Origin of the sequence: Bradyrhizobium sp. CCBAU 51765 (assembly GCF_015291725.1) — a bacterium.
GTDB lineage: Bacteria > Pseudomonadota > Alphaproteobacteria > Rhizobiales > Xanthobacteraceae > Bradyrhizobium > Bradyrhizobium liaoningense.
The window spans coordinates 6638727-6663421 of the sequence record NZ_CP030038.1 but is presented as its reverse complement, the minus strand read 5'-3'; the positions used below and the strand labels follow the sequence as shown (position 1 = coordinate 6663421).

The following is a 24695-nucleotide window of genomic DNA, read 5'->3' as shown; positions in this document are numbered from 1 at the left end:
TTGCCAAAGCGGGCGATGCATGGTCCATCATGGCGCATGACCCAGCGCCTGCCGCCCTCGCTGACGCCGCTCGACACCGCCCTCGCCGCGTTGCTGAACGGGCTTGAGCCGCGTGCAGCGGTCGAGCTGCCGCTGGCGGAAGCGGCCGGCTGCATCGCGGCGGGCACGCCGCTGCTCGCGGCTCGTCCGCCCCACGACATTGCCGCCGCGGACGGCTGGGCGCTTTGCGCCAACGATCTCGTCGGCGCGTCCTCTTATTCGCCGCTGCGTTTGACAGGCGTGCCGGTGTGGGTCGAGGCCGGCGACGCGATGCCGGCAGGATCCGACTGTGTGCTCGATGCCGATGCCGTGGAGGTGTCGGGCTCGCTCGTGCAGGTGCTGGCGGAGGGCGTGCCCGGACAGGGGGTCCGGCGTGCCGGCAGCGACATCGCGGACAGCACGCCTGCCGGCGCCGAGGGCCATCCGGTCGGTGCGGCTGATCTCTTGATGGCGCGCGTTGCGGGTCTGGAGACACTCGGCGTGCGGCGGCCCCGGCTGCACATTGTCAATGTTCCGGGCGCTACGGCAACGATGCATATGGTCGCCGGGCTCGCGCGGGCGGCGGGACTCGACGTCGAGACGCGTCAAGCGCGGGCACGCGACGAAGAATCGATTGCCGATGTGCTCGATGCGTCCTCCTGCGATCTTCTGCTGATGATCGGCGGCAGCGGCGTTGGCCGCCAGGACGCCGCCATCGCGGCCCTGGCCCGGCGCGGCGAAGTGACGGCGCACGGCCTTGCGCTCCAGCCCGGACGCACTGCCGCCGTCGGTCGGCTCGGACAGGTTCCCGTTGTCGCCTTGCCCGGCTCGCCCGATCATGCACTTGCGGCCTGGCTCGCACTCGTGCTGCCGCTGGTCGATCGTCTGTCGGCACGTCGGCCGCGCCGACGGGTGACCTTGCCGCTCGCGCGAAAAATCGCATCCGGCGTCGGCATCGCCGAGATCGCTTTGCTGGCCGGGGAACATCGCGCCTGGATGCCGCTTGCCGTGGGCGAATGGCCGCTTCAGGCCATCGCCCGTGCGGACGCGTGGCTGCTCATTCCCGCCGGTCACGAGGGATTTGCGGCAGGTACGGCGTTCGATGCCCATCTGTTGCGGGAGTGATATGGGTCCTGGCATGACGATGATCCCGAAATCACCGGACCGCAGCGCGCTCGAGCAGGAGCAGTTCCTCGATATCCTCTCGCGCGAGGAGGCCCTAGCGCGCTTCGAGGCGGCCTTGTTCCCGCGCGCGCTTCCGAGCGAGTCGCGCAAGCTCGCTGCCGCGCTCGGTGCGGCACTCGCCGAAGACGTCACCGCGCCGATCGACGTGCCGCCGTTCGACCGGTCCAATGTCGACGGCTTTGCCGTGCGCGCCGCGGACCTTGCGCCGGCCGGTGAGGGCGCGCCCGTGCGCCTCGCGCTGAATGGCGAGGCGATTCATTGCGGCACCGCGCCGACGCTGCAGGTGGCGGCGGGCACCGCGACGCCGATTGCCACCGGCGGTCCGCTGCCGCGCGGCGCCGATGCCGTGGTCATGGTCGAGCACACCCAGCCGGCGGGCCTCGATGCGATCGACGTCCGTCGCGCCGTCTCGCCGGGGCAATTCGTCTCATACGCCGGATCCGACATCGCGCGCGGCGAGGCGCTGCTGCGCGCCGGCACTCTCATCGGCTCGCGCGAGATCGGCATGCTGGGGGCCTGCGGCATTGCCGAGGTGAGTGTCGTGCGCAAGCCGCGGGTTGCCGTGATCTCCACCGGCGACGAATTGGTGCAGCCCGGCCAGCCGCTCGCGCCTGCCGAAATCTACGATACCAACGGCGCCATCGTCGCGGCCGCGGTCGACGAGAATGGTGGCGAGGCCGTCTTCCTCGGCGCCATTCCCGACGATGAAGCCAGGCTCGAAGCGGCCATGCGCCGCGCGCTTGCAGACTCAGACATGCTGGTGCTGTCGGGCGGTACGTCGAAAGGCGCGGGCGATCTCTCCCATCGCATCATCGGCCGGCTCGGCGCACCCGGCATCATCGCGCATGGTGTTGCGCTCAAGCCCGGCAAGCCGCTGTGCCTTGCGGTGTGCGACGGCAAGCCGGTGGTGATCCTGCCGGGCTTTCCGACCTCGGCGATGTTCACCTTCCACGACATGATCATGCCGGTGCTGCGCAAGATGGCCGGTCTGCCGCCGCGCTCCGATGCCAAGGTGAATGCGACCGTGCCGGTGCGCATCGCCTCCGAACTCGGCCGCACCGAATTCATCATGGTCTCGCTGGTCCAGGGCAGGGACGGCCTGATCGCCTATCCCTCCGGCAAGGGGTCCGGCGCGATCACGTCATTTGCGCAGGCGGACGGTTTCTTGCGCATCGATGCGCTGGCGGACCAGATGCCGGCCGGGACTGCAGCCGACGTGACGCTGTTCACGCCGCATGTGCGCGTGCCCGATCTCGTCATCGTCGGCAGCCATTGCACCGGCCTCGATCTCGTCACCGCACCGCTCGCGCATGCCGGCCTGACGGTGCGCTCAATCGCGATCGGCAGCCTCGGCGGGCTTGCGGCGGCCAGGCGCGGGGAATGCGATCTCGCGCCGATCCATCTGTTCGACGACAGGAGCGAGACCTACAACACACCCTATCTCGTCGAAGGACTCGAGCTCGTCCCCGGCTGGCGGCGGATGCAGGGCATCGTCTTCCGCAAGGGCGACGAACGTTTCGAGGGTCTGAGCGCAAAGGACGCTGTTGCCGCAGCGCTCGCCGACCTCGCCTGCATCATGGTCAACCGCAACCAGGGCGCCGGTACGCGCATCCTGATCGACCGGCTGCTTGGCGGCGCGCGTCCGGAAGGCTACTGGAACCAGCCGCGTTCGCACAATGCGGTGGCGGCGGCCGTGGCGCAGCACCGCGCCGACTGGGGTATGACCATCGCGCCGGTCGCCCATGCGGTCGGCCTCGGCTTCATTCCGCTGGCGGAAGAGCATTATGACTTCGCACTGGTGACGGCGCGCAAAGACCGGCCGGCCGTGCGGGTTTTTCTCGACGCACTCGGCTCGGACGAGGCGCGCGCGGCACTCGAGCGAGCCGGATTTCGGCCTGCATAGCAACCTTGCAGGAGACCTCGCGCGCCAACATCTGGCTGGAGGAAAGGACCGACGCGAGCAGGGTCTATGGTGACGGGGCTGGTGGTGCCGCTGGCGGCCTGAGCGGAGCGGTTTGCTCAAGGGCCATGAACTCAGACGGCCGCCGCAGCGACCAAGGGACGTGAGCCAGATCATGACCGCGTCAACATCCGCAAATTTCCGCAAGATTGCTGCACTCGTCGCAGCGGCCGGCACGCTGTTCTGGCTCTACACCTTCTACTTCATCGCTCATGTCCCGCCCGGGGACGGCACCGGCTTTCAATGGCTCGCGGTGTTTCCGCTGGGCATGATCTTCATGCTGTTCTTCGTCCCGGCCTGGCTACTGATCGCGATCGGCCGCTTGCCGCGGTTCACCATCGTCGTCGGCCTCTGCGGCCTGATCGCGTTCGTAATCATCTGGTCGCAGCTGCTCAACGAGTTTCCGAAATCTTGAAGTTGCTAGGATGCCTCATCCAGCGCCGCCAGGCGCTCGGCTTCGGAGATGTCCTCGACCGTATTGGCATTGAAGAACGGATCGAGCGGCTCCGCCGGCCACGTCACTGTTGCGAGCGGATAGCGCGCGGTCCAGCGGTCGATCTTGCGGAGGTCCTCGACGACCAGCGCGTGGCGCAGCTCGTTGCGCAAGGCGACGCGCCACAGGCCGATCACCGGGTGCGACTGCCGGCCTGACGCGGCGACCGCAAGCTGCGCGTTCTCGCGCGCGCGTGCGTCATGCAGCCGTGCGACGAGATCGCGCGGCAGGAACGGGCAGTCGCCGGCGGCGCTGAGCACCCATTCGATCTCCGGCCGGTTCGTCGCGGTCCAGTCGAGCGCAGCAAGGATGCCGGCGAGAGGGCCGGGAAAGCCGGGCACGTCGTCGGCGACGACGTGCAGGCCGAACGCAGCAAAGCGGGCGGGATCGCCGTTCGCGTTGAGGATCAGCCCGCTGCACTGGGGCGAAAGGCGCGCGATCACGCGCTCCAGGATGGTACGCCCGCCAATGGTGCGCATCGGCTTGTCGCCGCCGCCCATGCGCCGTGCGAGGCCGCCGGCGAGCAGCACGCCGAGAGTCGATGGAACGCTCGTTGCCGGAATCCTAGTCGTCACCACCTTCACCCTTGCGCTTGTGCCTGGCCGATTCCTCCTCGACATAAGCAAGATTCTGATCGTAGACGATGCGCTCCTCGCCTGCGAGCGCGATGAAGCGCTTTCCGCGGGTGCGTCCTACCAGCGTCAGCCCGACCTGCCTTGCGAGATCGACGCCCCAGGCGGTGAAGCCGGAGCGCGACACCAGAATCGGAATGCCCATGCGGACGGTCTTGATCACCATCTCCGAGGTGAGACGCCCGGTGGTGTAGAGGATCTTGTCGCCAGGCTCGACGCCGTGGCGGTACATCCAGCCCGCGATCTTGTCGACGGCGTTGTGGCGGCCGACGTCCTCGGTGTAGCAGAGTGGCTCTCCCGCCTTGCACAGCACACAGCCGTGGATCGCGCCGGCCTCGAGATAGAGCGAGGGCATGGTGTTGATGGTCTGCGTCATCTGGTAGAGCCAGGAGGTGCGCAGCTCGGCCTTCGGCAGCGCGACGCTCTCGACGGCCTCCAGCAGATCGCCGAAGGCGGTTCCTTGCGCGCAGCCCGAGGTCTGCGTGCGCTTCTTCAGCTTGGCCTCGAAATTGGTGTGATGTGCGGTGCGCACCACGACCACCTGGAGGTCGTCGTCGTATTCGACCTCGGTGACCACGTCGTTGAATTTCAGCATGTTCTGGTTCAGCAGATAGCCGAGCGCCAGATATTCGGGATAGTCGCCGATCGTCATCATGGTGACGATCTCCTGGGCATTCAGGTAGAGCGTCAGTGGCCGCTCCATCGGGACCTTGATCTCGACCTTGGCGCCGGTCTGGTCGGTCCCGGTTACACTCTGGGTCAGGCGCGGGTCGTCGGGGTTGGGGACGATCAGGGGCACCGGGGCTTTGTCGATCTTCATCATGGCCGTGACGTTAGCATGACATTCGGGTCAAGCCGATATAAGCATGGTCTGGAATGGGCAAAATGCCTCCGCTCGTCATTGCGAGCGGAGCGAAGCAATCCAGAATCTTTCCGCGGCGACAGTCCGGATTGCTTCGCTCCGCCCGCAATGACGGGGATAGGCCGGCGGGTTCCATCAGCTGACGAGCCATTGGCGGAGATCGAAGGGCATGAAAGTCATCGGCCTTGCAGGCTGGAGCGGTGCGGGCAAGACCACGTTGTTGACGCGGCTGATCCCGCATTTCAATGCGCAAGGCTTGCGCATCTCCGTGATCAAGCATGCCCATCACCAGTTTGACGTCGACGTGCCCGGCAAGGATTCCTGGCGCCATCGCGAGGCCGGCGCGGCGGAAGTGCTGGTCGCTTCCTCGAACCGCTGGGCCCTTATGCACGAGTTGCGCGGGGCGGCGGAGCCGCGGCTGCCGGAACTGCTCGGCAAGCTCTCCGCTGTCGATCTTGTCGTGGTCGAGGGTTTCAAGCGTGAGCCGCATCGCAAGATCGAGGTGCACCGCGCCGGCAACGGCAAGCCGCTGCTGTTTCCCGATGATCCCGGGATTGCCGGGATTGCGAGCGACGTCGCGATTGACACGAGGCTGCCGACTGTCCATCTCGACGATATCGCGGCTGCCGCGGAACTGTTGCTGCGCGCGGCGATGCCGGTCGAGGAAGCGGTGGCAAAGAGCGCCGCGATACGCTGACGAGGCACCATGGCGCAACTATCGGACGACTGCTTTGCCTTCGGCGGCCCGATGATGTCGGTCGACGAAGCCGTTGGCCTCATCACGACGCGCGTCAACGCGATCGTCGATCTCGAAGCCGTGGCGCTGGTCGATGCCGACGGGCGCGTGCTCGCGCGCGACGTGGCCGCACCTTTGCCGCTGCCGCCGTTCACCAACTCCGCCGTCGACGGGTACGCCCTGCGCAACGCCGACCTTCCGGAAAGCGCCGCGCGGGCGTTCCCGCTCGACGGTCGCATCCAGGCCGGCGGCGTTGCACAGGCGCCGATCAGGCCCGGTCACACCGCGCGCATCTTCACCGGCGCGCCGATGCCGCCCGATGCGGACACCGTCTTCATGCAGGAGGACGTCCGCATCGATGAGTCCGGCAGGATCGTGCTGCCGCCGGGGCTGAAGCGTGGGGCCAACGTCCGTCCCGCAGGCGAGGACATTCCGCAGGGGCACGTCGCGCTCCGCGCCGGCCAACGCTTGCGACCGCAGCATGTCGCCCTTGCCGCCGCTTTCGGCCTGACGGGGCTCGAGGTCGTCAGGCGCATCCGTGTCGCCGTGTTCTCGACCGGCGACGAATTGGCGTCGCCTGGCGAACCGCGCTCCGCCTCGCAGCTGTTCGATTCCAACCGCTTCATGCTGATGGCGATGCTGCGCCGGCTCGGCTGCGATGTCAGCGACCTCGGCATTCTGCGCGACGAGCGGACGTCGCTCGCGAACGGCTTGAAGCAGGTCGCAGGTCACCATGACCTGATCCTCACCACCGGCGGTGTCTCGACCGGCGAGGAGGATCACGTCAAGGCGGCGGTCGAGAGCATCGGCTCGCTGGTGCTGTGGCGGATGGCGATCAAGCCCGGCCGTCCCGTGGCGATGGGCATCATCGGCGGCACGCCGCTGATCGGATTGCCCGGCAATCCGGTCGCGAGCTTCGTGACGTTCGTCCATGTGGTGCGACCGACGGTGTTGGCGCTCGCGGGTGGCTTGCCGGAGCCGTTGACACCCATCCCGCTGCGCGCGGCGTTCACTTACAGGAAGAAGGCCGGCCGGCGGGAATATGTGCGCGCCTCCCTGCGGCGCGCGCAGGACGGTGCGCTCGAGGCGATCAAGTTTCCGCGCGAAGGGGCCGGGCTGCTGTCATCGCTGGTCGAGACCGACGGCCTCGTCGAACTCGGCGAGGACATCACGAATGTCGAGCCGGGGCAGGACGTCGGCTTCCTGTCCTACGCCGGTCTGCTCTAGGCGCCTTTGCGTTGACGCGATCGACCGGTCCCGCCATGTTGCAGCCATGACCAGAACGACGCTTGATCTCACCGGACTGAAATGCCCGCTGCCCGCCCTGAAGACGCGCAAGGCGCTCAAGCCTTTGCAGCCGGGCGATCAGCTCGAGGTTCACTGCACCGATCCATTGTCGGTGATTGACATTCCGAACCTGATCCGCGAGACCGGCGACAAGGTCGAGATCACCGAGCGCAACGAGGCGCGCATCGTGTTCCTGGTCGAAAAGAGCGGCGCCCCGTAAAAAGGCGAATGTTCACGGCGGCGACGTTTGACTATGCTGCGCCTGCGGGGGGACGGCCGTAGCTTCGCTGCAATGCGAAAGACGCCGTTTATTGCGGTCGACGATCTCAAACCCAAGACTTTCAAACCCAAGACCCTCAAACCCAAGACATCGGGCATGACTTTCACAACATCGAGGGCAAGCGCAGCCGCAAATCCCGCGGCGGGACGCGAGCCTGACGTCAAGCTCGGCAAGGCGGCTGCAGGACCGGAGTTCAGCGCGCTGGCGCAGGCCTCCATCCTGATCGTCGACGACGAGCCGGGCATGCGCAATTTCCTGGTGCGCACGCTTGAGCCGCGCTGCAAGCTGGTGGACGAGGCGGCCGATACCGACCAGGCCTCGCGCAAGCTCGATTCCAACCGCTACGACGTCGTCATTCTCGACAACATCATGCCCGGCAAGAACGGCGTCGACTGGCTCGCCGAGCAGCGCGCCGTCGGCTTCTTCGCCGATGCCATCCTGATCACCGCCTATGCCGACCTCGACACCGCGATCCAGGCCCTGCGCGCCGGTGCGGCCGATTTCGTGCTCAAGCCGTTCCGCTCCAACCAGATCCTCAACGCGGTGGCGCGATGCCTCGACCGCGTCCGCCTCCAGCGCGAGAATTATGTCCTGCGCTATGCTCTGCGTGCCTCGTCCGACCGCACCTTTCTGCGCGACAATCTGATCGGACAGTCGGCAGCGACGTTGCGCGTGCGTGAGACCATCGCGCGCGTCGCGCGCCTGCCGACCTCGATTCTCCTCACCGGCGAATCCGGTACCGGCAAGGAAGTGGCAGCGCGCTCGATCCACTCGCTGTCCGACCGCGCCGACAAGCCGTTCGTGCCGGTGAATTGCGCGGCGATCCCGCCCGACATGATCGAGGCCGAGCTGTTCGGACACATCAAGGGCGCCTTCACCGGCGCCGATTCGGGCCGCGAGGGCTTGTTCCTGTATGCCCATGGCGGCACGCTGTTCCTCGACGAGATCGGGGAGTTGCCGCTGCCGATGCAGAGCAAGCTGCTCCGCGTGCTCGAAGACCGCCGCGTCCGTCCGGTCGGCTCCGAGCGTGAAGTTCCGGTCGACCTGCGCTTCATCTTCGCCACCAATGCCGAGCTTCAGCAGGAGGTCGAGAAGGGCCGCTTCCGGGCCGATCTGTTCTACCGGCTCAACGTGATGCAGATCCGCCTGCCGCTCCTGAAGGATCGCGGCGACGACGTGCAGGAGCTCGCCACCATCTTCATGAGCAAGCTGTCGGTGCAGCTCGGCATGCCGCCGGTGGCGATCGACGCCTCGGTGCGGGCGGCGCTCGCAAGCTATGACTGGCCGGGCAATGTGCGCGAGCTGCGCAATTTGATCGAGCGCACGCTGATCCTCGGCGCCTTCCCCGATGATTTCGCCGGTCCCCGCAACAACGGTCAGTCGGCGCCCGCCGACAGTCTCGCCGAGCTCGAGCGCCGTCACATTCTCGGCGTGCTGAAGGAGGTCAATGGCAACCGCGAGGAGGCGGCTCGGCGTCTCGGCATCTCGCGCAAGACCATCGACCGCAAATGCGCGTTGTGGGATGTCTGATGCCGCCGGCCGCAGCGGCGAGCCCGTGCGGGGACGCTCCGTCCGCTTCCGGCTGCTCGCGATCGCGCTGCTGCCGATGCTGGTCATCCTGCCGCTCCTGCTCGGCGTCGCGATCTATCGCTGGAACGCGAAATTCGACGCGACCCTGATCTCCAAGGTGAACGGCGATCTCACCATCGCCCACCAATATCTTGCCCGCATCCTGGAAAAGACCGGTTTCCAGATCCGGGCGCTCAGCCTGTCGGCCCGCTTCCACGAGGTGCTGGCGCCGGATGCGCGCGGCTCCCTGCAGGATCTGCTCGACGAGACCCGCAAGGAGATCGGTCTCGATTTCCTGTATCTGACCAACGGTCGCGGCGACGTCCTGGCCTCATCGCCGCCGTTGCAGCATCAACCGAGAAGTGATTGGCCGATCATCACCTCGGCGCTGTCGGGCCAGGTCCCTGCGACGGGCATCGACATTTTCGGCAACGACGAACTCGCCGCAATTTCGCCGGCCCTGGCCGAGCGCGCGCGATTGGATCTCGTGCCGACCCCGAACGCGGTGCCGACCGACCGCAGCACGGAGACGCGTGGCATGGTCGTGCACGCGGCGAGTCGGGCGATGCTGCCCGACGGTGGCGCCGCTGCGCTGGTCGGCGGCACGCTGCTCAACCAGAACCTGGAATTCATCGACACCATCAACGATCTCGTCTATCGCGCGGCGAGCCTGCCGGAGGGCAGCCAGGGCACCGCGACGCTGTTCCTGGACGACGTGCGGATATCGACCAACGTCCGCCTGTTCGAGGGACGGCGCGCGCTTGGGACGCGCGTGTCGGCGGCGGTGCGCTCGGCCGTGCTGGGCGAGGGGCGCACCTGGCTCGACAGCGCCTTCGTCGTCAATGACTGGTACATCTCCGCCTACGAGCCGCTGGTCGACAGTTACGGCAAGCGCGTCGGCATGCTCTATGTCGGTTTCCTGGAGAAGCCGTTCAGCGAGGCCAAATACCAGACCTTGGTGATCATCGTCGCGGCGTTCATCGCGATCACCGCCGCGACCGTGCCGATCTTCCTGCGCTGGGCGAGCTCGATCTTCATGCCGCTGGAGCGCGTCACGGCGACGATCAGCGAGGTGGAGCGCGGGAATCTCTCCGCCCGCACCAAGATGCCGGTGCTGGGTGACGAGATCGGCCGCGTCGCGGTTCATCTCGACAGCCTGCTCGACCAGATCCAGGAACGCGACCGACAGCTCCGGGAGTGGAATGAGGAGCTGAACGTCCGCGTGCGGGAGCGCACCCGGGACCTCGAGCACGCCAATCTCAAGCTCGAGGCCACCACCAAGCAGCTCATCATGTCCGAGAAGCTGGCTGCGATCGGCGAGATCACCGCCGGCGTTGCCCACGAGATCAACAATCCGATCGCGGTGATGCAGGGCAATCTCGACGTCATCCGCAGCGTGTTCGGCGCCGATGCCGACAAGGCGAAGGTCGAGTTCCGCCTGCTCGACGAGCAGATTCACCGCATCAGCCAGATCGTGACCAAGCTGCTGCAGTTTGCGAGGCCGGAGGAATATGCCGGCTATGTCGAGCGCCATGTGCCGGCCAGCGTCATCTCCGACTGCCTGCCGCTGGTGCAGCATCTTCTGAACAAGACCGAGATCGGCGTGGTCAGGGACGACCGCGCCAATCGGCTCGTGCTGATGAACCGCAACGAGCTGCAGCAGGTCCTGGTCAATCTCATCGTCAACGCGATCCACGCGATGCCGGACGGCGGAACCCTGACGCTTCGCTCCTTCGATGCCGAGCGCGACGGCCATCGAGGCGTCGCCATCGAAGTCACTGATACCGGCATCGGCATGAGCACCGAGGTGATCGAGAAGATATTCGATCCCTTCTACACCACGAAGCGGCGGCAAGGCACCGGGCTCGGCCTCTCCATCAGCCAGACGCTGGTCGAGCGCCAGGGCGGACAGATCACGGCCGAAAGCCGCGTCGGCTCCGGAAGTACATTCACGGTGTGGCTGCCGGAAGCGACCTGATTGGACATTTTGTCCGAGGCTTCCAGGACATTCTGTCCCCTGCAATATATTGCGTTGCGGGAAGTCGTTGAATCGTCACGATGCGGATTCTGGCACGTGCGTTGCTCATCTCATGACAGGGTGTTGAGGGGGATGAGGGCGCAATAGCCGTCACGACAACGCTGCTTGCGAGGCGACGGACGACCCGCGATCGGCTGCTTGCTCGGCGCACACGAGGCGATGCGCACCGGATGCTTCCGCTTCGGCATGAAATCCGACCAGTCATGCGCGGCTGCCAAGCACGCGCACGACCGGTCTCAAACCGATGTGCCGGCAAGGCCGCGCCTGGGAGGTAATGCTTATGACGACTGCCGATACCGTTCTTGCACCGGTCGGTGCTTCCGGCTTCCTCGATCGTGAACGCACGATCGCGGCGGCCGGCTTCAATCGCTGGCTGGTGCCGCCGGCGGCGTTGTGCATCCATCTCTGCATCGGCATGGCCTACGGCTTCTCGGTATTCTGGCTTCCGCTGTCGCGTGCGATCGGCATCACGGCGCCGAAGGCCTGTCCGGACATGTCGCTGTGGCAGGAGCTGTTCACCACGAGCTGCGACTGGAAGGTCGCCAGCCTGGGCTGGATGTACACGCTGTTCTTCGTGCTGCTCGGCGTCTCCGCCGCGATCTGGGGCGGCTGGCTCGAGCGGGTCGGTCCGCGCAAGGCCGGCTTCGTTGCCGCTCTGTGCTGGTGCGGAGGCCTGTTTCTCGGCGCGATCGGCATCTACACCCACCAGCTCTGGCTGATGTGGCTGGGCTCGGGCGTGATCGGCGGCGTCGGTCTTGGCCTCGGCTACATCTCGCCGGTGTCGACGCTGGTGAAATGGTTTCCGGATCGCCGCGGCATGGCGACCGGCATGGCCATCATGGGCTTTGGCGGCGGTGCCATGATCGGTGCGCCGCTGGCGAATCTCCTGATGAACTACTTCAAGAGCCCGACCTCGGTCGGCGTCTGGGAGACGTTCGTTGCGATGGGCATCATCTACTTCGTGTTCATGATGATCGGCGCGTTCCGCTATCGCATTCCGCCGACCGGCTGGCAGCCCGAGGGCTGGACCGCACCGGTCAAGGCCAATGCGATGATCTCCAAGAACAACGTCCACCTGAATGACGCGCACAAGACACCGCAGTTCTGGCTGATCTGGTGGGTGCTGTGCCTCAACGTCTCCGCCGGTATCGGCGTGATCGGCATGGCCTCGCCGATGCTTCAGGAGATTTTCGCCGGGAAGTTGATCGGCATGCCCGACGTCGGCTTCAACCAGCTCGATGCCGGACAGAAGGCGCAGATCGCGGCGATCGCCGCGGGCTTCGCCGGCCTGCTGTCGCTGTTCAACATCGGGGGCCGGTTCTTCTGGGCCTCGCTGTCGGACAAGATCGGACGCAAGAACACCTACTATACGTTCTTCATCCTCGGCATCGTGCTCTACGCGCTGGCGCCGACCTTCGCGGCCATGGGCTCGAAGCTGCTCTTCGTGCTCGGCTTCGGCATCATCCTGTCGATGTATGGCGGCGGCTTCGCCACCGTGCCGGCCTATCTCGCGGACATGTTCGGTACACAGTTCGTCGGCGCCATCCACGGCCGGTTGCTGACGGCATGGTCGACCGCGGGCATCATCGGCCCGGTCGTGGTGAACTACATCCGCGAGTTCCAGCTCGCGGCCGGCGTTCCCCGCGACCAGCTCTACAACACCACCATGTACATCCTCTGCGCCATGCTGGTCGCAGGCCTGATCTGCAACTACCTGATCAAGCCCGTCGACTCGAAGTGGCACATGAGCGATGCCGACGTCGCCAAGCTCCAGGCCGCGAGCGCCAGCGCCGCCGCCGCAGGACCGCACGGCTCCTACGGCATCGGCTTCGGCGGTCTCGACGCCAAGGCGGCGCTGTTCTGGGCCTTCGTCGGCGTACCCCTCGCCTGGGGTGTGTGGAAGACGCTGGAGAGCGCGGTCAAGATCTTCTGATCGCGCATTCACCGCGGGAGCGCGCGATGCGCGCTCCCGCGATACGATTTCGCTATCGCAGCATGGGAAGCCTTTATTGATCTCCAGGCCAATTCGGGCTTCGTTCTGTCATCAGGCGCGTTGTGACAAGCGCAAGGCCGTGTTCAGGCAGCAATCATGGTTGGCCTTGGGCCGCGCTTAACTGCTTCCGTGAACATGACATTTTTCTTGGCATCTGGCATGCCAGAGGCTAAGACTGGAGCCGTTCCAAAAGACGAGATCGAGACGAATCGATGAGCCACGACGTGCATGAGGTCCGCCCTTTCGAGCATCCCGGTGAGGGACGTCGGCGCGCCAAGGCCACGCCCAAGGGGCGGCAGGTCGATCCCACCGCCGCGCACGAGATCGAGCAGCTGCTCGGCGACAGGCCGCGGCGGCGCGATCTGCTGATCGAATATCTGCACCTGATCCAGGACAAGTACCACCAGATCTCGGCTGCGCATCTGGCGGCGCTCGCCGACGAGATGAAGCTCGCCTTCGCCGAAGTGTTCGAGACCGCGACGTTCTACGCGCATTTCGACGTGGTGAAGGAGGGCGAGCCTGACGTTGCGCCGCTGACGATCCGCGTCTGCGATTCGCTGACCTGCGCGATGCTCGGCGGCGAGAAGCTGCTCGAGGACCTGCAGAGCGCGTCAGGTCCCGGTATCCGCGTCGTGCGCGCGCCCTGCGTCGGCCGCTGCGACACCGCACCCGCTGCCGAGGTCGGTCACAACTTCGTCGATCACGCCACCGTCGCCAATGTGATGGCGGTGGCAAAGGCCGGCGACACCCACGCGCATCTGCCCGAATATGTCGACTACGACGCCTATGTCGCCGGCGGCGGCTACAGGCTGCTGGGTCGCGTGCGCTCGGGCGAGCTGTCGAAGGACGATCTGCTGAAGGCGCTCGACGACGCCTCGCTGCGCGGCCTCGGTGGGGCCGGCTTCCCGACGGGGCGCAAATGGCGCGCGGTGCTCGGCGAGCCCGGCCCGCGGCTGATGGCGATCAACGGCGACGAGGGCGAGCCCGGCACGTTCAAGGACCGCTACTATCTGGAAACCGATCCGCATCGTTTCATCGAGGGCATGCTGATCGGCGCGCATGTGGTCCAGGCCTCCGACGTCTACATCTATCTGCGCGACGAGTATCCGGCCGCACGCGAGATCCTCCAGCGCGAGATCGCAAAGCTGCCGCCGGGCGGCCCGACGCTGCACATGCGGCGCGGCGCCGGCGCCTACATCTGCGGCGAGGAATCCTCGCTGCTCGAAAGCATCGAGGGCAAGCGTGGCCTGCCCCGGCACAAGCCGCCTTATCCGTTCCAGGTCGGCCTGTTCGGCCTGCCGACGCTGATCAACAACATCGAGACGTTGTGGTGGGTGCGCGACATCGTCGAGAAGGGCGCCGACTGGTGGAAGGGCCATGGCCGCCACGAGCGTCACGGTCTGCGCAGCTTCTCGGTCTCCGGGCGCGTGAAGAATCCCGGCATGAAGCTCGCGCCCGCCGGCATCACCGTGCGTGAGCTGATCGAGAAATATTGCGGCGGCATGGCCGATGGCCATCAGTTCTACGCCTATCTTCCGGGCGGCGCGTCCGGCGGCATTCTGCCGGCGTCGATGGACGACATTCCGCTCGATTTCGGCACGCTGGAGAAATACGGCTGCTTCATCGGATCGGCCGCGATCGTGATCCTGTCGCAAAAGGACAGCGTGCGTGCGGCGGCGCTGAACCTGATGAAGTTCTTCGAGGACGAGAGCTGCGGCCAGTGCACGCCGTGCCGGGTCGGAACCCAGAAGGCAGCGCTGCTGATGCAGAAGCCGGTCTGGAACCGTGCCTTGCTCGAAGAATTGAGCCAGGCGATGCGCGATGCCTCCATCTGCGGGCTCGGACAGGCGGCATCGAATCCGCTGTCCTCCGTGATCAAATATTTCCCTGACGAGTTCAAGGAAGCGGCCGAATGACCAAGATTACGTTCGAGCTCGACGGCAAGCAGGTCGAGGCCAATCCCGGCGAAACGATCTGGCAGGTCGCAAAGCGCCAGGGCCGCGAGATTCCGCATCTGTGCTATTCGCCGGCACCGGACTATCGCCCCGACGGCAATTGCCGCGCCTGCATGGTCGAGATCGAGGGCGAGCGCGTCTTGGCGGCGTCCTGCAAGCGCACCCCGTCGGTCGGCATGAAGGTGAAGACCGAGTCCGCGCGCGCGGTGTCGGCGCAAAAGATGGTGATGGAGCTGCTTGTCGCCGACCAACCGGCGCGCGAGACCTCGCACGATCCAGAGTCGAAGTTCTGGCACTGGGCCGAGACGACGGGCGTCACCGAGAGCCGCTTCCCCGCCGCCGAGCGCTGGGCGACCGACGCCAGCCATCCGGCGATGCGCGTCAATCTCGACGCCTGCATCCAGTGCGGCCTCTGCGTGCGCGCCTGCCGCGAGGTTCAGGTCAACGACGTCATTGGCATGGCCTACCGCAATCACGATTCGAAGATCGTGTTCGACTTCGACGACCCCATGGGCGAGTCCACCTGCGTCGCCTGCGGCGAATGCGTGCAGGCCTGTCCGACCGGCGCGCTCATGCCGGCCGTGATGCTCGACGACAAGCAAACCCGCGTGACCTATGCCGACAGGAAGGTCGACTCGCTCTGCCCGTTCTGCGGCGTCGGCTGCCAGGTCACCTACGAGGTCAAGGACGAGAAGGTGATCTATGCGGAAGGCCGCGACGGCCCCGCCAATCACAATCGTCTTTGCGTGAAGGGCCGCTTCGGCTTCGACTACATCCACCATCCGCATCGCCTGACCAAGCCGCTGGTGCGGCTGCCGAATGCGAAGAAGGACGCCAACGACCAGGTCGATCCGGCCAATCCGTTCACGCATTTCCGTGAAGCGAGCTGGGAGGAAGCGCTCGACATCGCCGCCAGGGGCCTCGTCAAGATCCGCGACGAGAAGGGCGTCAAGGCGCTGGCCGGCTTCGGCTCGGCCAAGGGGTCGAACGAAGAGGCCTATCTGTTCCAGAAGCTGGTGCGCACCGGTTTCGGCTCGAACAACGTCGACCATTGCACCCGCCTGTGCCACGCATCGTCGGTGGCAGCGCTGTTCGAAGGCCTGAGCTCGGGCGCGGTGTCCGCGCCGTTCTCCGCCGCGATGGATGCCGAAGTGATCTGGGTGATCGGCGCCAACCCGACCGTGAACCATCCGGTGGCCGCGACCTTCATCAAGAACGCGGTCAAGCAGAACGGCGCCAAGCTGTTCGTGATGGATCCGCGCCGGCAGTCGCTGTCGCGTCATGCGACCAGGCATCTGCAGTTCAAGCCCGGCTCGGACGTCGCCATGCTGAACGCGATGATCAACACGATCATCACCGAGGGCCTCACCGACGAACAGTACATCGCCGGCTACACCGAGGGGTTCGAGGACCTCAAGGAGAAGATCAAGGAGTTCACGCCGGAGAAGATGGAGCCGATCTGCGGCGTCCCGGCTCAGACCTTGCGCGAGGTGGCGCGAACTTATGCGCGGGCAAAATCCTCGATCATCTTCTGGGGCATGGGCATCAGCCAGCACGTGCACGGCACCGACAATGCGCGCTGCCTGATTGCGCTGGCGCTGATCACCGGCCAGGTCGGCCGTCCCGGAACCGGTCTGCATCCGCTGCGCGGCCAGAACAACGTGCAGGGCGCCTCCGACGCCGGGCTGATCCCGATGTTCCTGCCGGACTATCAGCCGGTCGGGCGCGACGACATGCGTGGCGCTTTCGAAAAGCTCTGGCAACACGATCTCGATCCCGTGCGCGGCCTGACCGTGGTCGAGATCATGAACGCGATCCATGCCGGCGAGATCAAGGGCATGTATATCGAGGGCGAAAATCCCGCGATGTCCGATCCCGACCTCCAGCATGCGCGCCAGGCGCTCGCCATGCTCGATCATCTTGTGGTGCAGGACCTCTTCGTCACCGAGACCGCGTTCCACGCCGACGTCATTTTGCCGGCCTCGGCCTTCGCCGAGAAGGAGGGCTCGTTCACCAACACCGACCGCCGCGTGCAGCTCGCGCGTCAGGTGATCAAGCCGCCCGGCGATGCACGGCAGGATCTCTGGATCATCCAGGAGATCGGCAAGCGCATGGGCCTGCCGTGGAATTATGCCGGCGCCGGCGACGTCTACACCGAGATGGCGGAGCTGATGCCGTCGCTGAAGAACATCAGCTGGGAGCGGCTGCTGCGCGAAGGCGCGGTCACCTATCCGGCCGACGCTCCCGACAAGCCCGGCAACGAGATCATCTTCACCACGGGTTTTCCGACCGCGAGCGGTCGCGGCAAGATCGTGCCGGCGAAGGTCATCCCGCCGGACGAGATTCCCGACGACGAATATCCGATGGTGCTGTCGACCGGCCGCGTGCTGGAGCACTGGCACACCGGCTCGATGACGCGCCGCGCCCAGGTACTCGACCAGATCGAGCCGGAGGCGGTCGCCTTCATGTCGCCGAAGGACATGCGCAAGAAGAAGCTCGCGCCGGGCGATTTCATTCGCCTGGAGACGCGCCGTGGCGCCGTCGAGGTCAAGGTCCGCTCCGACCGCGACGTGCCGGAGAATATGGTGTTCATGCCGTTCTGCTATGCGGAAGCGGCGGCGAACCTGTTGACCAACCCGGCACTCGATCCGTTCGGCAAGATCCCCGAATTCAAATTCTGCGCGGTGCGCGCCGAGCGCGCGGAGATGCGTGACGCGGCGGAGTAGGACGTTCTTGTCGGGTTTGGCAGCCTGGCGCCGCCAAATCCGACTGTCGTCCCCGCGCACGCGGGGACCCATACCGCGTGATCTCGCGATTGCGGACGGTCGTCGTCCCGACTAGGAGCCTTCGCCAAACTCCTCCCTGGGGTTATGGGTCCCCGCGTGCGCGGGGACGACAGCTTGTGGCGGGCAATTGTACCCCCATCCCCCCGTCGCTTCGCTCCTCGCAATGACGGTGGTAGATATGGCCCATGTCCAAGGTCACCCCCGCAACACGCGCACTCATAGCCGCCGGTGTCGCCTTCACCGTTCATGCCTACGACTACGACCCTGATGCCGAGAGCATCGGGCTCCAGGCGGCTGCCGCGCTTGGCGAGGACCCCGCGCGGGTCCTGAAGACGCTGATGGCGCAGGTCGACGGCAAGCCGGTCTGCGTGATCGTGCCGTCCGACCAGGAGGTCTCGATGAAGAAGCTCGCCGCCGCCGCGGGCGGCAAGTCGGCGCAGATGATGAAGCCGCCCGAGGCGGAGCGCGTCACCGGCTACAAGGTCGGCGGCATCAGCCCGTTCGGCCAGCGCAAGCCGGTACGTACCGTGCTCGAGCAGAGCGCGCTCGCGCATGAGTTGGTCTATCTCAATGGCGGTCAGCGCGGATTACAGGTGCGGCTAAAGCCGGCCGATGTGCGGGATGTCTTGAAGGCGGTCGTGGCGGATGTGCTGGCGTGACGGAGCGGGATCGTGAGGTGCGCGCTGCTGCTGTGGTTCGCGGCGCTGCTCGGCATCGCTCTCCCGGCTGAAGCGCACCAGGTCAACCTCGTCGCGGCGCGCGTGGCGCTGACCGCCGATCGCACGGTGAGCGTCGAGATCGGATTGAAGGGCAGCGATGTCGATCGCCTGATCGGCACGAGGACCTATGATGCAAGACAGGATACGGTCGATCCTGCGGCGGTCGAAGCTGCCAGATCCGCCATCCTCGTCTATATGAGCACGCACCTGAATGTGACAGGCGGCGCCAGGGCTTGCTCGGCCGGAGATGCCGCGATCCTGCCGGACGGTGACGGCATCATCTATCGCAACAGCTTTGCCTGTGCCGACGCCCCCGGCGACCTCATCTATCGCTCGACCGTGCTGACCGAGAGAGACCCGGCCGCGCGACAGGTCGTGCTGATCGCGCAGGGCAGATCGGAGGCGCAGGCCTTGCTCGACGCCGGCAATACGACGGTCATCCTCTCGAGCGCGCCGCCGCCGTTGTGGTCGACGATGCAGCGCTATCTCCTCACGGGTATCGAGCACATCTTCCTCGGCTACGATCACGTCGCATTTCTGATTGCCGTTGTGCTGTGGGCGAGACGGCTCATTCCGGTCGTCAAGATCGTGACGGCCTTCACCATCGCCCATTCGATCACCTTGTCGCTGGCCGCGCTTGATGTCCTCGTCATCCCGAGCAGCCTTGTGGAGCCTGCGATCGCGGCCTCGATCGTCTTCGTGGCCGTGGAGAACTTCTTCTCGCGCGATGTCGACAAGCGCTGGCGCATGGCCTTTCTGTTCGGGCTGATCCACGGTTTTGGTTTCGCCGGTGCGCTTCGCGAGATCGGGCTGCCACCCAACGCAGCGGTGCCGGCGCTGGCCGCCTTCAACATCGGCGTCGAGATCGGGCAGGTCGCGATCGTCGCAGTCGCGCTGCCGATCCTCCGCGTGGCCGATCGACTGAGTGCTCAGGACCGGTCCGAGCCGGTGAGGGCGGCGGGGCTGGTCTATGCAGTGTCCGCGGTGATCGGCCTGCTCGGCGGCTATTGGCTGCTCGCGCGCGTCCTCGAAGCTTGATCTCGGGCTGCGCCGGCGGCGAGACAAAGCTTCATCCCTGAACAGGCGGCGTCCCCGCGGCACCGCATGCGGCCCCGTGCACTTGAGTTCGCTCGCAAGCCCTGTATAGAAGTGAAGATGAAATAGAATGGCGTTCTGTACAACAGAACGATGGAGAGGGAGGGACGAAACGATGGAATCCGAACGCGTCCATCAAGGCGACGGCCAGCCGGTGTCATTCACGCCCGACGCCGTCGTCGCGGCTTTCACGGCGATCCCCGACTTGCTGGCACGCGATGCCGCTCTGACCGCCCACGGGCGCTGGCTCGACGTCGACTGCCTGCTCGGGCCGAGCACGCAACCATTTCACGTTGCTATCCGCGCCGGGCAGATCGTGGATATGACGCCGGCTCCTGTCCTGATGCGCTCGTGGCGGTTCGCCTACCGTGCGACGCCGGCTGCGCTTGCCGCCTATTGGCAGAAGATGCCGCCGGCGGGCTGGCATGACCTGCTGGCGCTGACCAAGCGCGGACATGCGACCCTTGAGGGGGATCTGCACCCCTTCATGACGCATCTTCAGTACTTCAAGGATCTCTTGGCGCTGCCCCGACAGAACGGCTTTGGAGGCGCGTCATGAGCGGCTTCATCGAGCCGATCGTCGGTCGCTACGTGCATGTCGAAATCGGCGGTGAGATCAACCGCATTTACTTCGAGGAAAGCGGCAGCGGCATTCCACTGGTCTGCCTCCACACCGCCGGTTCTGACGCACGGCAATGGCGCCATTTGCTCGGCGATGACGAGTTCACCAGGCATTTCCGCATCATCGCCTTCGACATGCCCTGGCACGGCAAGTCCAATCCGCCGGAAAGCCAATACGGCACCGAATATCGGCTGACCACCGCAAGCTACACCGCGACCATCCGTGCGTTCTGCAACGCGCTGAAGCTGGAGCGCCCGGTGGTGATGGGCTGCTCCATCGGCGGCCGCATCGTGCTCAATCTCGCCATCGAGCACGCGCGCGAGTTTCGCGCCCTGATCGGGCTCGAGGCGGCGGACTTCCAGCAGCCCTGGTACGACACGGCCTGGCTGAACCGGCCTGACGTTCATGGCGGCGAGGTCTGCGCCGCCCTGGTGTCCGGGCTGATCGCGCCGGGCGGCCCCGAGGCGGCACGGAACGAAACGCTATGGGGTTACAAGCAGGGCGGTCCCGGCATCTTCAAGGGCGATCTCTATTTCTATCGCGTCGATGGCGATCTGCGCGGGCGCACCCGTAACATCGACGTCAGCCAGTGTCCGCTCTATCTCCTCACCGGCGAGTACGATTTCTCCTGCACGCCGGAGGACACGCTGCGGACAGCCGCCAGCATTCCCGGCGCGAAGGCGACCGTGATGGAGCGGCTCGGCCATTTTCCGATGAGTGAGAACCCGGAACAGTTCCGCCGCTACATCGCGCCGGTCCTGCAAGACATCCTCAACAAGCAAAATTCGTAAACGGGAGGCTTATCTTATGAAGTTGCGTTGGATCATGGCGGCAATTCTGGCCGCACAAGCGAGCACCGCACTTGCAGCCGACAATGTGATCAGGATCGGCGTGCTCAACGACCAGTCCGGCGTGTTCGCCGACAATGGCGGGCGCGGCTCGGTTGCCGCCGCAAAGCTCGCGGCGGAGGATTTCGGCAACGAGCTGCTCGGCAAGAAAATCGAGATCATCTCGGCCGACCACCAGAACAAGCCGGATATCGCATCGGCCACCGCGCGCAAATGGTTCGACAATGAGGGCGTCGACATGATTGCGGACGGCGCGGCCTCGTCGGCCGGCTTTGCCATCCTCGAAGTCGCCAAGCAGAAGAACAAGATCTTCGTGATCTCAGGCCCCGGCTCGTCCGATTTCACCGGCAAGTCCTGTTCGCCGGTGAGCTTCCACTTCAACTACGATACCTACGCGCTGTCGAAGCTCACCAGCGATGCGATCACGCGGGCCGGTGGCAAGACCTGGTACTTCGTGACGGCCGACTACGCCTTCGGCCACGCACTTCAGCGCGACGCGACCAAGTTCATCGAGGCCGCCGGCGGCAAGGTGATCGGCTCGGCCGCACATCCGCTCGGCACCGCCGATTTTGCATCCTTCCTGTTGCAGGCGCAGGGCTCCAAGGCCGACGTCGTCGGGCTGGCGACCTCGGGCGCAGACGTGCAGACCGCGATCAAGCAGGCGGGCGAGTTCGGCATCGTCGAAGGCGGCCAGAAGCTCGCTGGTCTTCTCGTGTTCATCACGGACGTGAATTCGCTCGGCCTGAAGGTCACCCAGGGCTTGCAGGTGACGACCTCGTTCTATTGGGACCTCAATGAGGGAACCCGGGCCTGGTCGAAGCGCTACGCCGCTCTGATGGACGGCAAGGTCGCGAGCATGGTGCAGGCCGGGGTCTATAGCGGCGTGCATCACTACCTTGCCGCCGTGAAGGCGGCGGGCACCACCGATGCAACGGCCGTTGCCGCCAAGATGCACGAGATGAAGGTCAACGATATGTACAACAAGGACGTTGCGGTCCGCCCGGACGGGCGCGTGCTGCATACGATGTATCTGGTTCAGGTAAAGAAGCCGGAGGAGTCCAAGTACAAGTTCGACTACTATCGGATCGTCAGCTCCAAGCCGGGCGAAGAGGTGTTCCGGCCGATGAGCGAGGGCGGCTGTCCGCTGGTGAAGTAACTGCGTCGACCGGGCGGGCCCGCACCCGCCCGGTCGCAGGATTTTCGAGGGAGAATAACGGAATGTCTGGTTCAATTGGGTTCATCGGTCTCGGTGTCATGGGCGAGCCGATCTGCCGCAACCTCTTGCGCAAGAGCGGACGGCCCGTGCTGGCGTTCGACCTCGCCGCAGAGCCGCTGGCGCGGATCGTTGCGGATGGAGGGACCGCGGCGAGGTCGGTTGAAGATGTCGTCGGCGCCACCGAGACGATCTTCCTGTGCCTGCCCAGCGCCAAGCATGTGATGTCGGTCTTCGAAGGCATCCTGCCGGCCATCGGAAGCGGCCAGACCGTGGTCGATCTCGGCACCTCCGATGTCGGCCTGACCCGATCGTTCGCGAAGCAACTCGCTGACAAGGGCGCGTTCTGGATCGACGCGCCGATCGCGCGCACGCGTCAGGCTGCGCAGGACGGTACGCTCAGCGTCATGGTCGGCGCGACAGTCGAGCAGTTCGCGAAGGTCGAGCCGCTGATCCGGCATTTCGCCACGGATGTCACCCTCTGTGGCGACACCGGGGCCGGGCAGGTCACGAAAATCCTCAACAACATGGTGCTGTTCGAGACCGTCAATGCGCTGGCGGAGGCGGTCGCGATCGCCAAGCACAGCGGCGTCGAGCCGAAGCTGCTGCTGGAGACCCTGTCCAAGGGGTCGGCGGATAGCTTCGCGCTGCGTAACCATGGTATGAAGGCGATCGTCGCCAGGGAGTTTCCGCTGCGTGCGTTCTCGACCGAGTATGCAATGAAGGATCTCTCTTATGCGCTGGAGCTGGGTGCGCAGGCCGGGCTAAATCTGCGCGGCGCGGCGCTGATGCGCACGATCTTCCAGGAGACGATCGACAAGAGCATGGGCGACGCCTATTTTCCCGTCATCGCAAAGCTCATCGATCCCTCCGGATTCCCTGACTAGGAGACCGCATGCCTTCGTCCGGTGTCGCCGCCGTCGACCGCGCCCTGAGCATCCTTGCGGCCTTCGAGGATGCGCCGGAGCCGATGACTCTGGCCGAGCTCGCCCGGCGCACCAAAATGTACAAGAGCACGCTGCTGCGGCTGATGACGTCGCTCCAGGATTTCGGCTATCTCGTGCAGTTCGCCGACGGCCGCTACCATCTCGGGCCGACGCCGTTCCGGCTCGGCGCGGTCTACCAGCGCAGCAACAATCTGCATGATCGGGTGGTGCCGCTGTTGCGGCAGCTCGTGGCCGAGGGCACCGAAAGCCCGTCGTATCACGTGCGGCATGACGCCAAGCGCAGGCTGTGCGTCTTTCGGGTCGATTCCCAGCATTCGACGCTGGACCGGGTCGAGGCCGGCATGCTCCTGCCGCTCGACCGCGGCGCGGCCGGCCGCGTCATCCTCGCCTTCGACGGGGAGAAAGGCGAGGGCTATGACGAGATCCGAAAGGGCTGCATCGCAATGTCCTTTGGCGAGCGTGATCCGGATTGCGCCGGACTTGCCTGCCCGGTGTTCGGTCCCGCTGGCAAATGCGTTGGCGCCTTGTCGCTCTCGGGGCCGAAGTTGCGCTTCACGCGGGACAACATCAAGGCGATGACGTCGCTGTTGCTGAAGGCTGCGATCCGCCTGACGCGCACGCTGGGCGGTCCGACCGAACTGCTTGACGAAGCCTTGCCGGCCTCGGCTGAAGACGCGCGTCCCGCGCGCAGGGTGAGGCGGTAGGTCACCTATTGCTTCTGCAACAATTTCAGCCGGCAGCGCAGCGCTTCCCGGATATGCGCGCGTGCCAGCTTTTCCGCCTTGTCGCCGTCGCGCGCGGCGATGGCCTCGATGATGCCTTGGTGCTCACCGTGACTGGTCGAGGGGCGCCCCGATACGGTGAAGGTGGTCGGGCCGAGCAGCGCGATCCAGTCTTGCAGTTCCCGCGAAGCGTTGTCGAGATAGCGGTTGCGCGCGGCGCGGCAGATCGCCTCGTGGAAGGCGCGATTGAGCCGCGCCATCTCCGCGGCGTCGGTCTGCGGCGCCTCGACAAAGGCCTGCTCGATGTCTCGGAGCGCGTCGATCTCCGTCGTTGAGGCGTGCTCGGCGGCGAGGCGCGCGGCGGCGCCTTCCATGATCTCCCGCATGGCGTAGAGCTCGAGCACCTCGGAGATGTCGAGATTGCGAACGATCAGCCCGCGGCCAGCGGCGGGCTCGACGAAGCCGCGTGCCGCGAGGCGGCCCAGCGCTTCGCGAACCGGGGTGCGGCTGACCTTCAGCCGCTGGGCGACTTCCTCCTCGCGCAGGCGGTCGCCCGCGCGGTAGCTGCCGGCCTGGAGCGCCGCGCACAGCGAGCGGAACACGGCTTCGCCCAGCGCAACGCCTGCGCTGCGCGAAATCGACCCGCCTGTCCTTGCCGGGCGTCTGGCCATTGTCCCTCGATGCGCATCCTGCCCATGCAGAGACGCCACTTGCGTGCCTTCCGTATATCTTTGT

General features: G+C 65.8%; 21 protein-coding genes. 18 read left to right on the top strand and 3 right to left on the bottom strand.

The genetic code is table 11. The annotated features are described in order from the left end of the window. Nucleotides 1-36 precede the first annotated feature (36 nt). The 3 genes from XH96_RS31425 to XH96_RS31415 all read left to right on the top strand — a co-directional run bounded on the left by XH96_RS31425 (nucleotide 37) and on the right by XH96_RS31415 (nucleotide 3578). Entirely contained in the window at nucleotides 37-1143 is a 1107-nt protein-coding gene (locus tag XH96_RS31425) for a molybdopterin-binding protein (protein WP_194389409.1), read from the top strand. Between the two features lie 13 nt (nucleotides 1144-1156). Further along, a complete protein-coding gene (locus XH96_RS31420) occupies nucleotides 1157-3106 on the top strand; it encodes a molybdopterin biosynthesis protein (RefSeq protein ID WP_194389408.1) in 1950 nt (649 codons plus the stop codon). 172 nt (nucleotides 3107-3278) lie between these two features. Continuing rightward, nucleotides 3279-3578 carry a hypothetical protein gene (locus XH96_RS31415; protein ID WP_194389407.1) on the top strand — a complete coding sequence of 100 codons (300 nt, stop codon included), beginning with the start codon at nucleotides 3279-3281 and terminating at the stop codon, nucleotides 3576-3578. A gap of 5 nt (nucleotides 3579-3583) precedes the next feature. Here XH96_RS31415 and mobA read toward each other — a convergent pair whose 3' ends face one another. Beyond that, the gene (gene mobA, locus XH96_RS31410; protein ID WP_246789806.1) at nucleotides 3584-4276 is read right to left on the bottom strand and encodes a molybdenum cofactor guanylyltransferase MobA; all 693 of its coding nucleotides are present in this window, start codon (nucleotides 4274-4276) and stop codon (nucleotides 3584-3586) included. Further along, nucleotides 4221-5111 (bottom strand): formate dehydrogenase accessory sulfurtransferase FdhD, encoded by an 891-nt coding sequence (locus tag XH96_RS31405; protein WP_194389406.1) that lies wholly within the window; start codon nucleotides 5109-5111, stop codon nucleotides 4221-4223. Before XH96_RS31405 ends, mobA begins: the two co-directional genes overlap by 56 nt. Before the next feature lie 208 nt (nucleotides 5112-5319). On the opposite strand from XH96_RS31405, the gene mobB reads away from it, so the two are divergent. The 15 genes from mobB (at nucleotide 5320) to XH96_RS31330 (ending at nucleotide 23942) form a co-directional block, all read left to right on the top strand. Beyond that, nucleotides 5320-5847: a molybdopterin-guanine dinucleotide biosynthesis protein B gene (gene mobB, locus XH96_RS31400; protein WP_194389405.1), complete on the top strand. Its 528-nt coding sequence runs from the start codon at nucleotides 5320-5322 to the stop codon at nucleotides 5845-5847. A 9-nt stretch (nucleotides 5848-5856) separates the two neighbouring features. Further along, a complete protein-coding gene (gene glp / locus XH96_RS31395; protein WP_194389404.1) occupies nucleotides 5857-7113 on the top strand; it encodes a gephyrin-like molybdotransferase Glp in 1257 nt (418 codons plus the stop codon). Between the two features lie 46 nt (nucleotides 7114-7159). After that, nucleotides 7160-7393: a sulfurtransferase TusA family protein gene (locus XH96_RS31390; protein WP_035700257.1), complete on the top strand. Its 234-nt coding sequence runs from the start codon at nucleotides 7160-7162 to the stop codon at nucleotides 7391-7393. Between the two features lie 156 nt (nucleotides 7394-7549). Beyond that, the gene (locus XH96_RS31385; RefSeq protein ID WP_194389403.1) at nucleotides 7550-8983 is read left to right on the top strand and encodes a sigma-54 dependent transcriptional regulator; all 1434 of its coding nucleotides are present in this window, start codon (nucleotides 7550-7552) and stop codon (nucleotides 8981-8983) included. Beyond that, nucleotides 8976-11000: a cache domain-containing protein gene (locus XH96_RS31380; protein ID WP_194389402.1), complete on the top strand. Its 2025-nt coding sequence runs from the start codon at nucleotides 8976-8978 to the stop codon at nucleotides 10998-11000. The genes XH96_RS31385 and XH96_RS31380 overlap by 8 nt, the downstream gene beginning before the upstream one ends. Nucleotides 11001-11340: 340 nt before the next feature. Then, nucleotides 11341-12993, top strand: a complete 1653-nt coding sequence (locus XH96_RS31375) for an OFA family MFS transporter (protein ID WP_194389401.1) — start codon at nucleotides 11341-11343, stop codon at nucleotides 12991-12993. A gap of 272 nt (nucleotides 12994-13265) precedes the next feature. Next, nucleotides 13266-14969 carry an NADH-ubiquinone oxidoreductase-F iron-sulfur binding region domain-containing protein gene (locus XH96_RS31370; protein ID WP_194389400.1) on the top strand — a complete coding sequence of 568 codons (1704 nt, stop codon included), beginning with the start codon at nucleotides 13266-13268 and terminating at the stop codon, nucleotides 14967-14969. After that, nucleotides 14966-17734 carry a formate dehydrogenase subunit alpha gene (gene fdhF, locus XH96_RS31365; protein WP_194389399.1) on the top strand — a complete coding sequence of 923 codons (2769 nt, stop codon included), beginning with the start codon at nucleotides 14966-14968 and terminating at the stop codon, nucleotides 17732-17734. The genes XH96_RS31370 and fdhF overlap by 4 nt, the downstream gene beginning before the upstream one ends. 245 nt (nucleotides 17735-17979) lie before the next feature. Continuing rightward, on the top strand, nucleotides 17980-18453 hold the full coding sequence (ybaK, locus tag XH96_RS31360; protein ID WP_194389398.1) for a Cys-tRNA(Pro) deacylase: 474 nt from the start codon (nucleotides 17980-17982) through the stop codon (nucleotides 18451-18453). Between the two features lie 12 nt (nucleotides 18454-18465). After that, on the top strand, nucleotides 18466-19551 hold the full coding sequence (locus tag XH96_RS31355) for a HupE/UreJ family protein (RefSeq protein WP_194389397.1): 1086 nt from the start codon (nucleotides 18466-18468) through the stop codon (nucleotides 19549-19551). A gap of 172 nt (nucleotides 19552-19723) precedes the next feature. Continuing rightward, the gene (locus tag XH96_RS31350) at nucleotides 19724-20167 is read left to right on the top strand and encodes a hypothetical protein (protein WP_194389396.1); all 444 of its coding nucleotides are present in this window, start codon (nucleotides 19724-19726) and stop codon (nucleotides 20165-20167) included. Continuing rightward, on the top strand, nucleotides 20164-21021 hold the full coding sequence (locus XH96_RS31345; protein ID WP_194389395.1) for an alpha/beta fold hydrolase: 858 nt from the start codon (nucleotides 20164-20166) through the stop codon (nucleotides 21019-21021). Before XH96_RS31350 ends, XH96_RS31345 begins: the two co-directional genes overlap by 4 nt. Nucleotides 21022-21037: 16 nt before the next feature. Further along, the gene (locus XH96_RS31340; protein ID WP_194389394.1) at nucleotides 21038-22234 is read left to right on the top strand and encodes an ABC transporter substrate-binding protein; all 1197 of its coding nucleotides are present in this window, start codon (nucleotides 21038-21040) and stop codon (nucleotides 22232-22234) included. 62 nt (nucleotides 22235-22296) lie between these two features. Next, nucleotides 22297-23178 carry an NAD(P)-dependent oxidoreductase gene (locus XH96_RS31335; protein ID WP_194389393.1) on the top strand — a complete coding sequence of 294 codons (882 nt, stop codon included), beginning with the start codon at nucleotides 22297-22299 and terminating at the stop codon, nucleotides 23176-23178. A gap of 8 nt (nucleotides 23179-23186) precedes the next feature. Further along, nucleotides 23187-23942 (top strand): IclR family transcriptional regulator, encoded by a 756-nt coding sequence (locus XH96_RS31330; protein ID WP_194389392.1) that lies wholly within the window; start codon nucleotides 23187-23189, stop codon nucleotides 23940-23942. 5 nt (nucleotides 23943-23947) lie between these two features. Here XH96_RS31330 and XH96_RS31325 read toward each other — a convergent pair whose 3' ends face one another. After that, nucleotides 23948-24631: a GntR family transcriptional regulator gene (locus XH96_RS31325; RefSeq protein WP_194389391.1), complete on the bottom strand. Its 684-nt coding sequence runs from the start codon at nucleotides 24629-24631 to the stop codon at nucleotides 23948-23950. Nucleotides 24632-24695 lie beyond the last annotated feature (64 nt).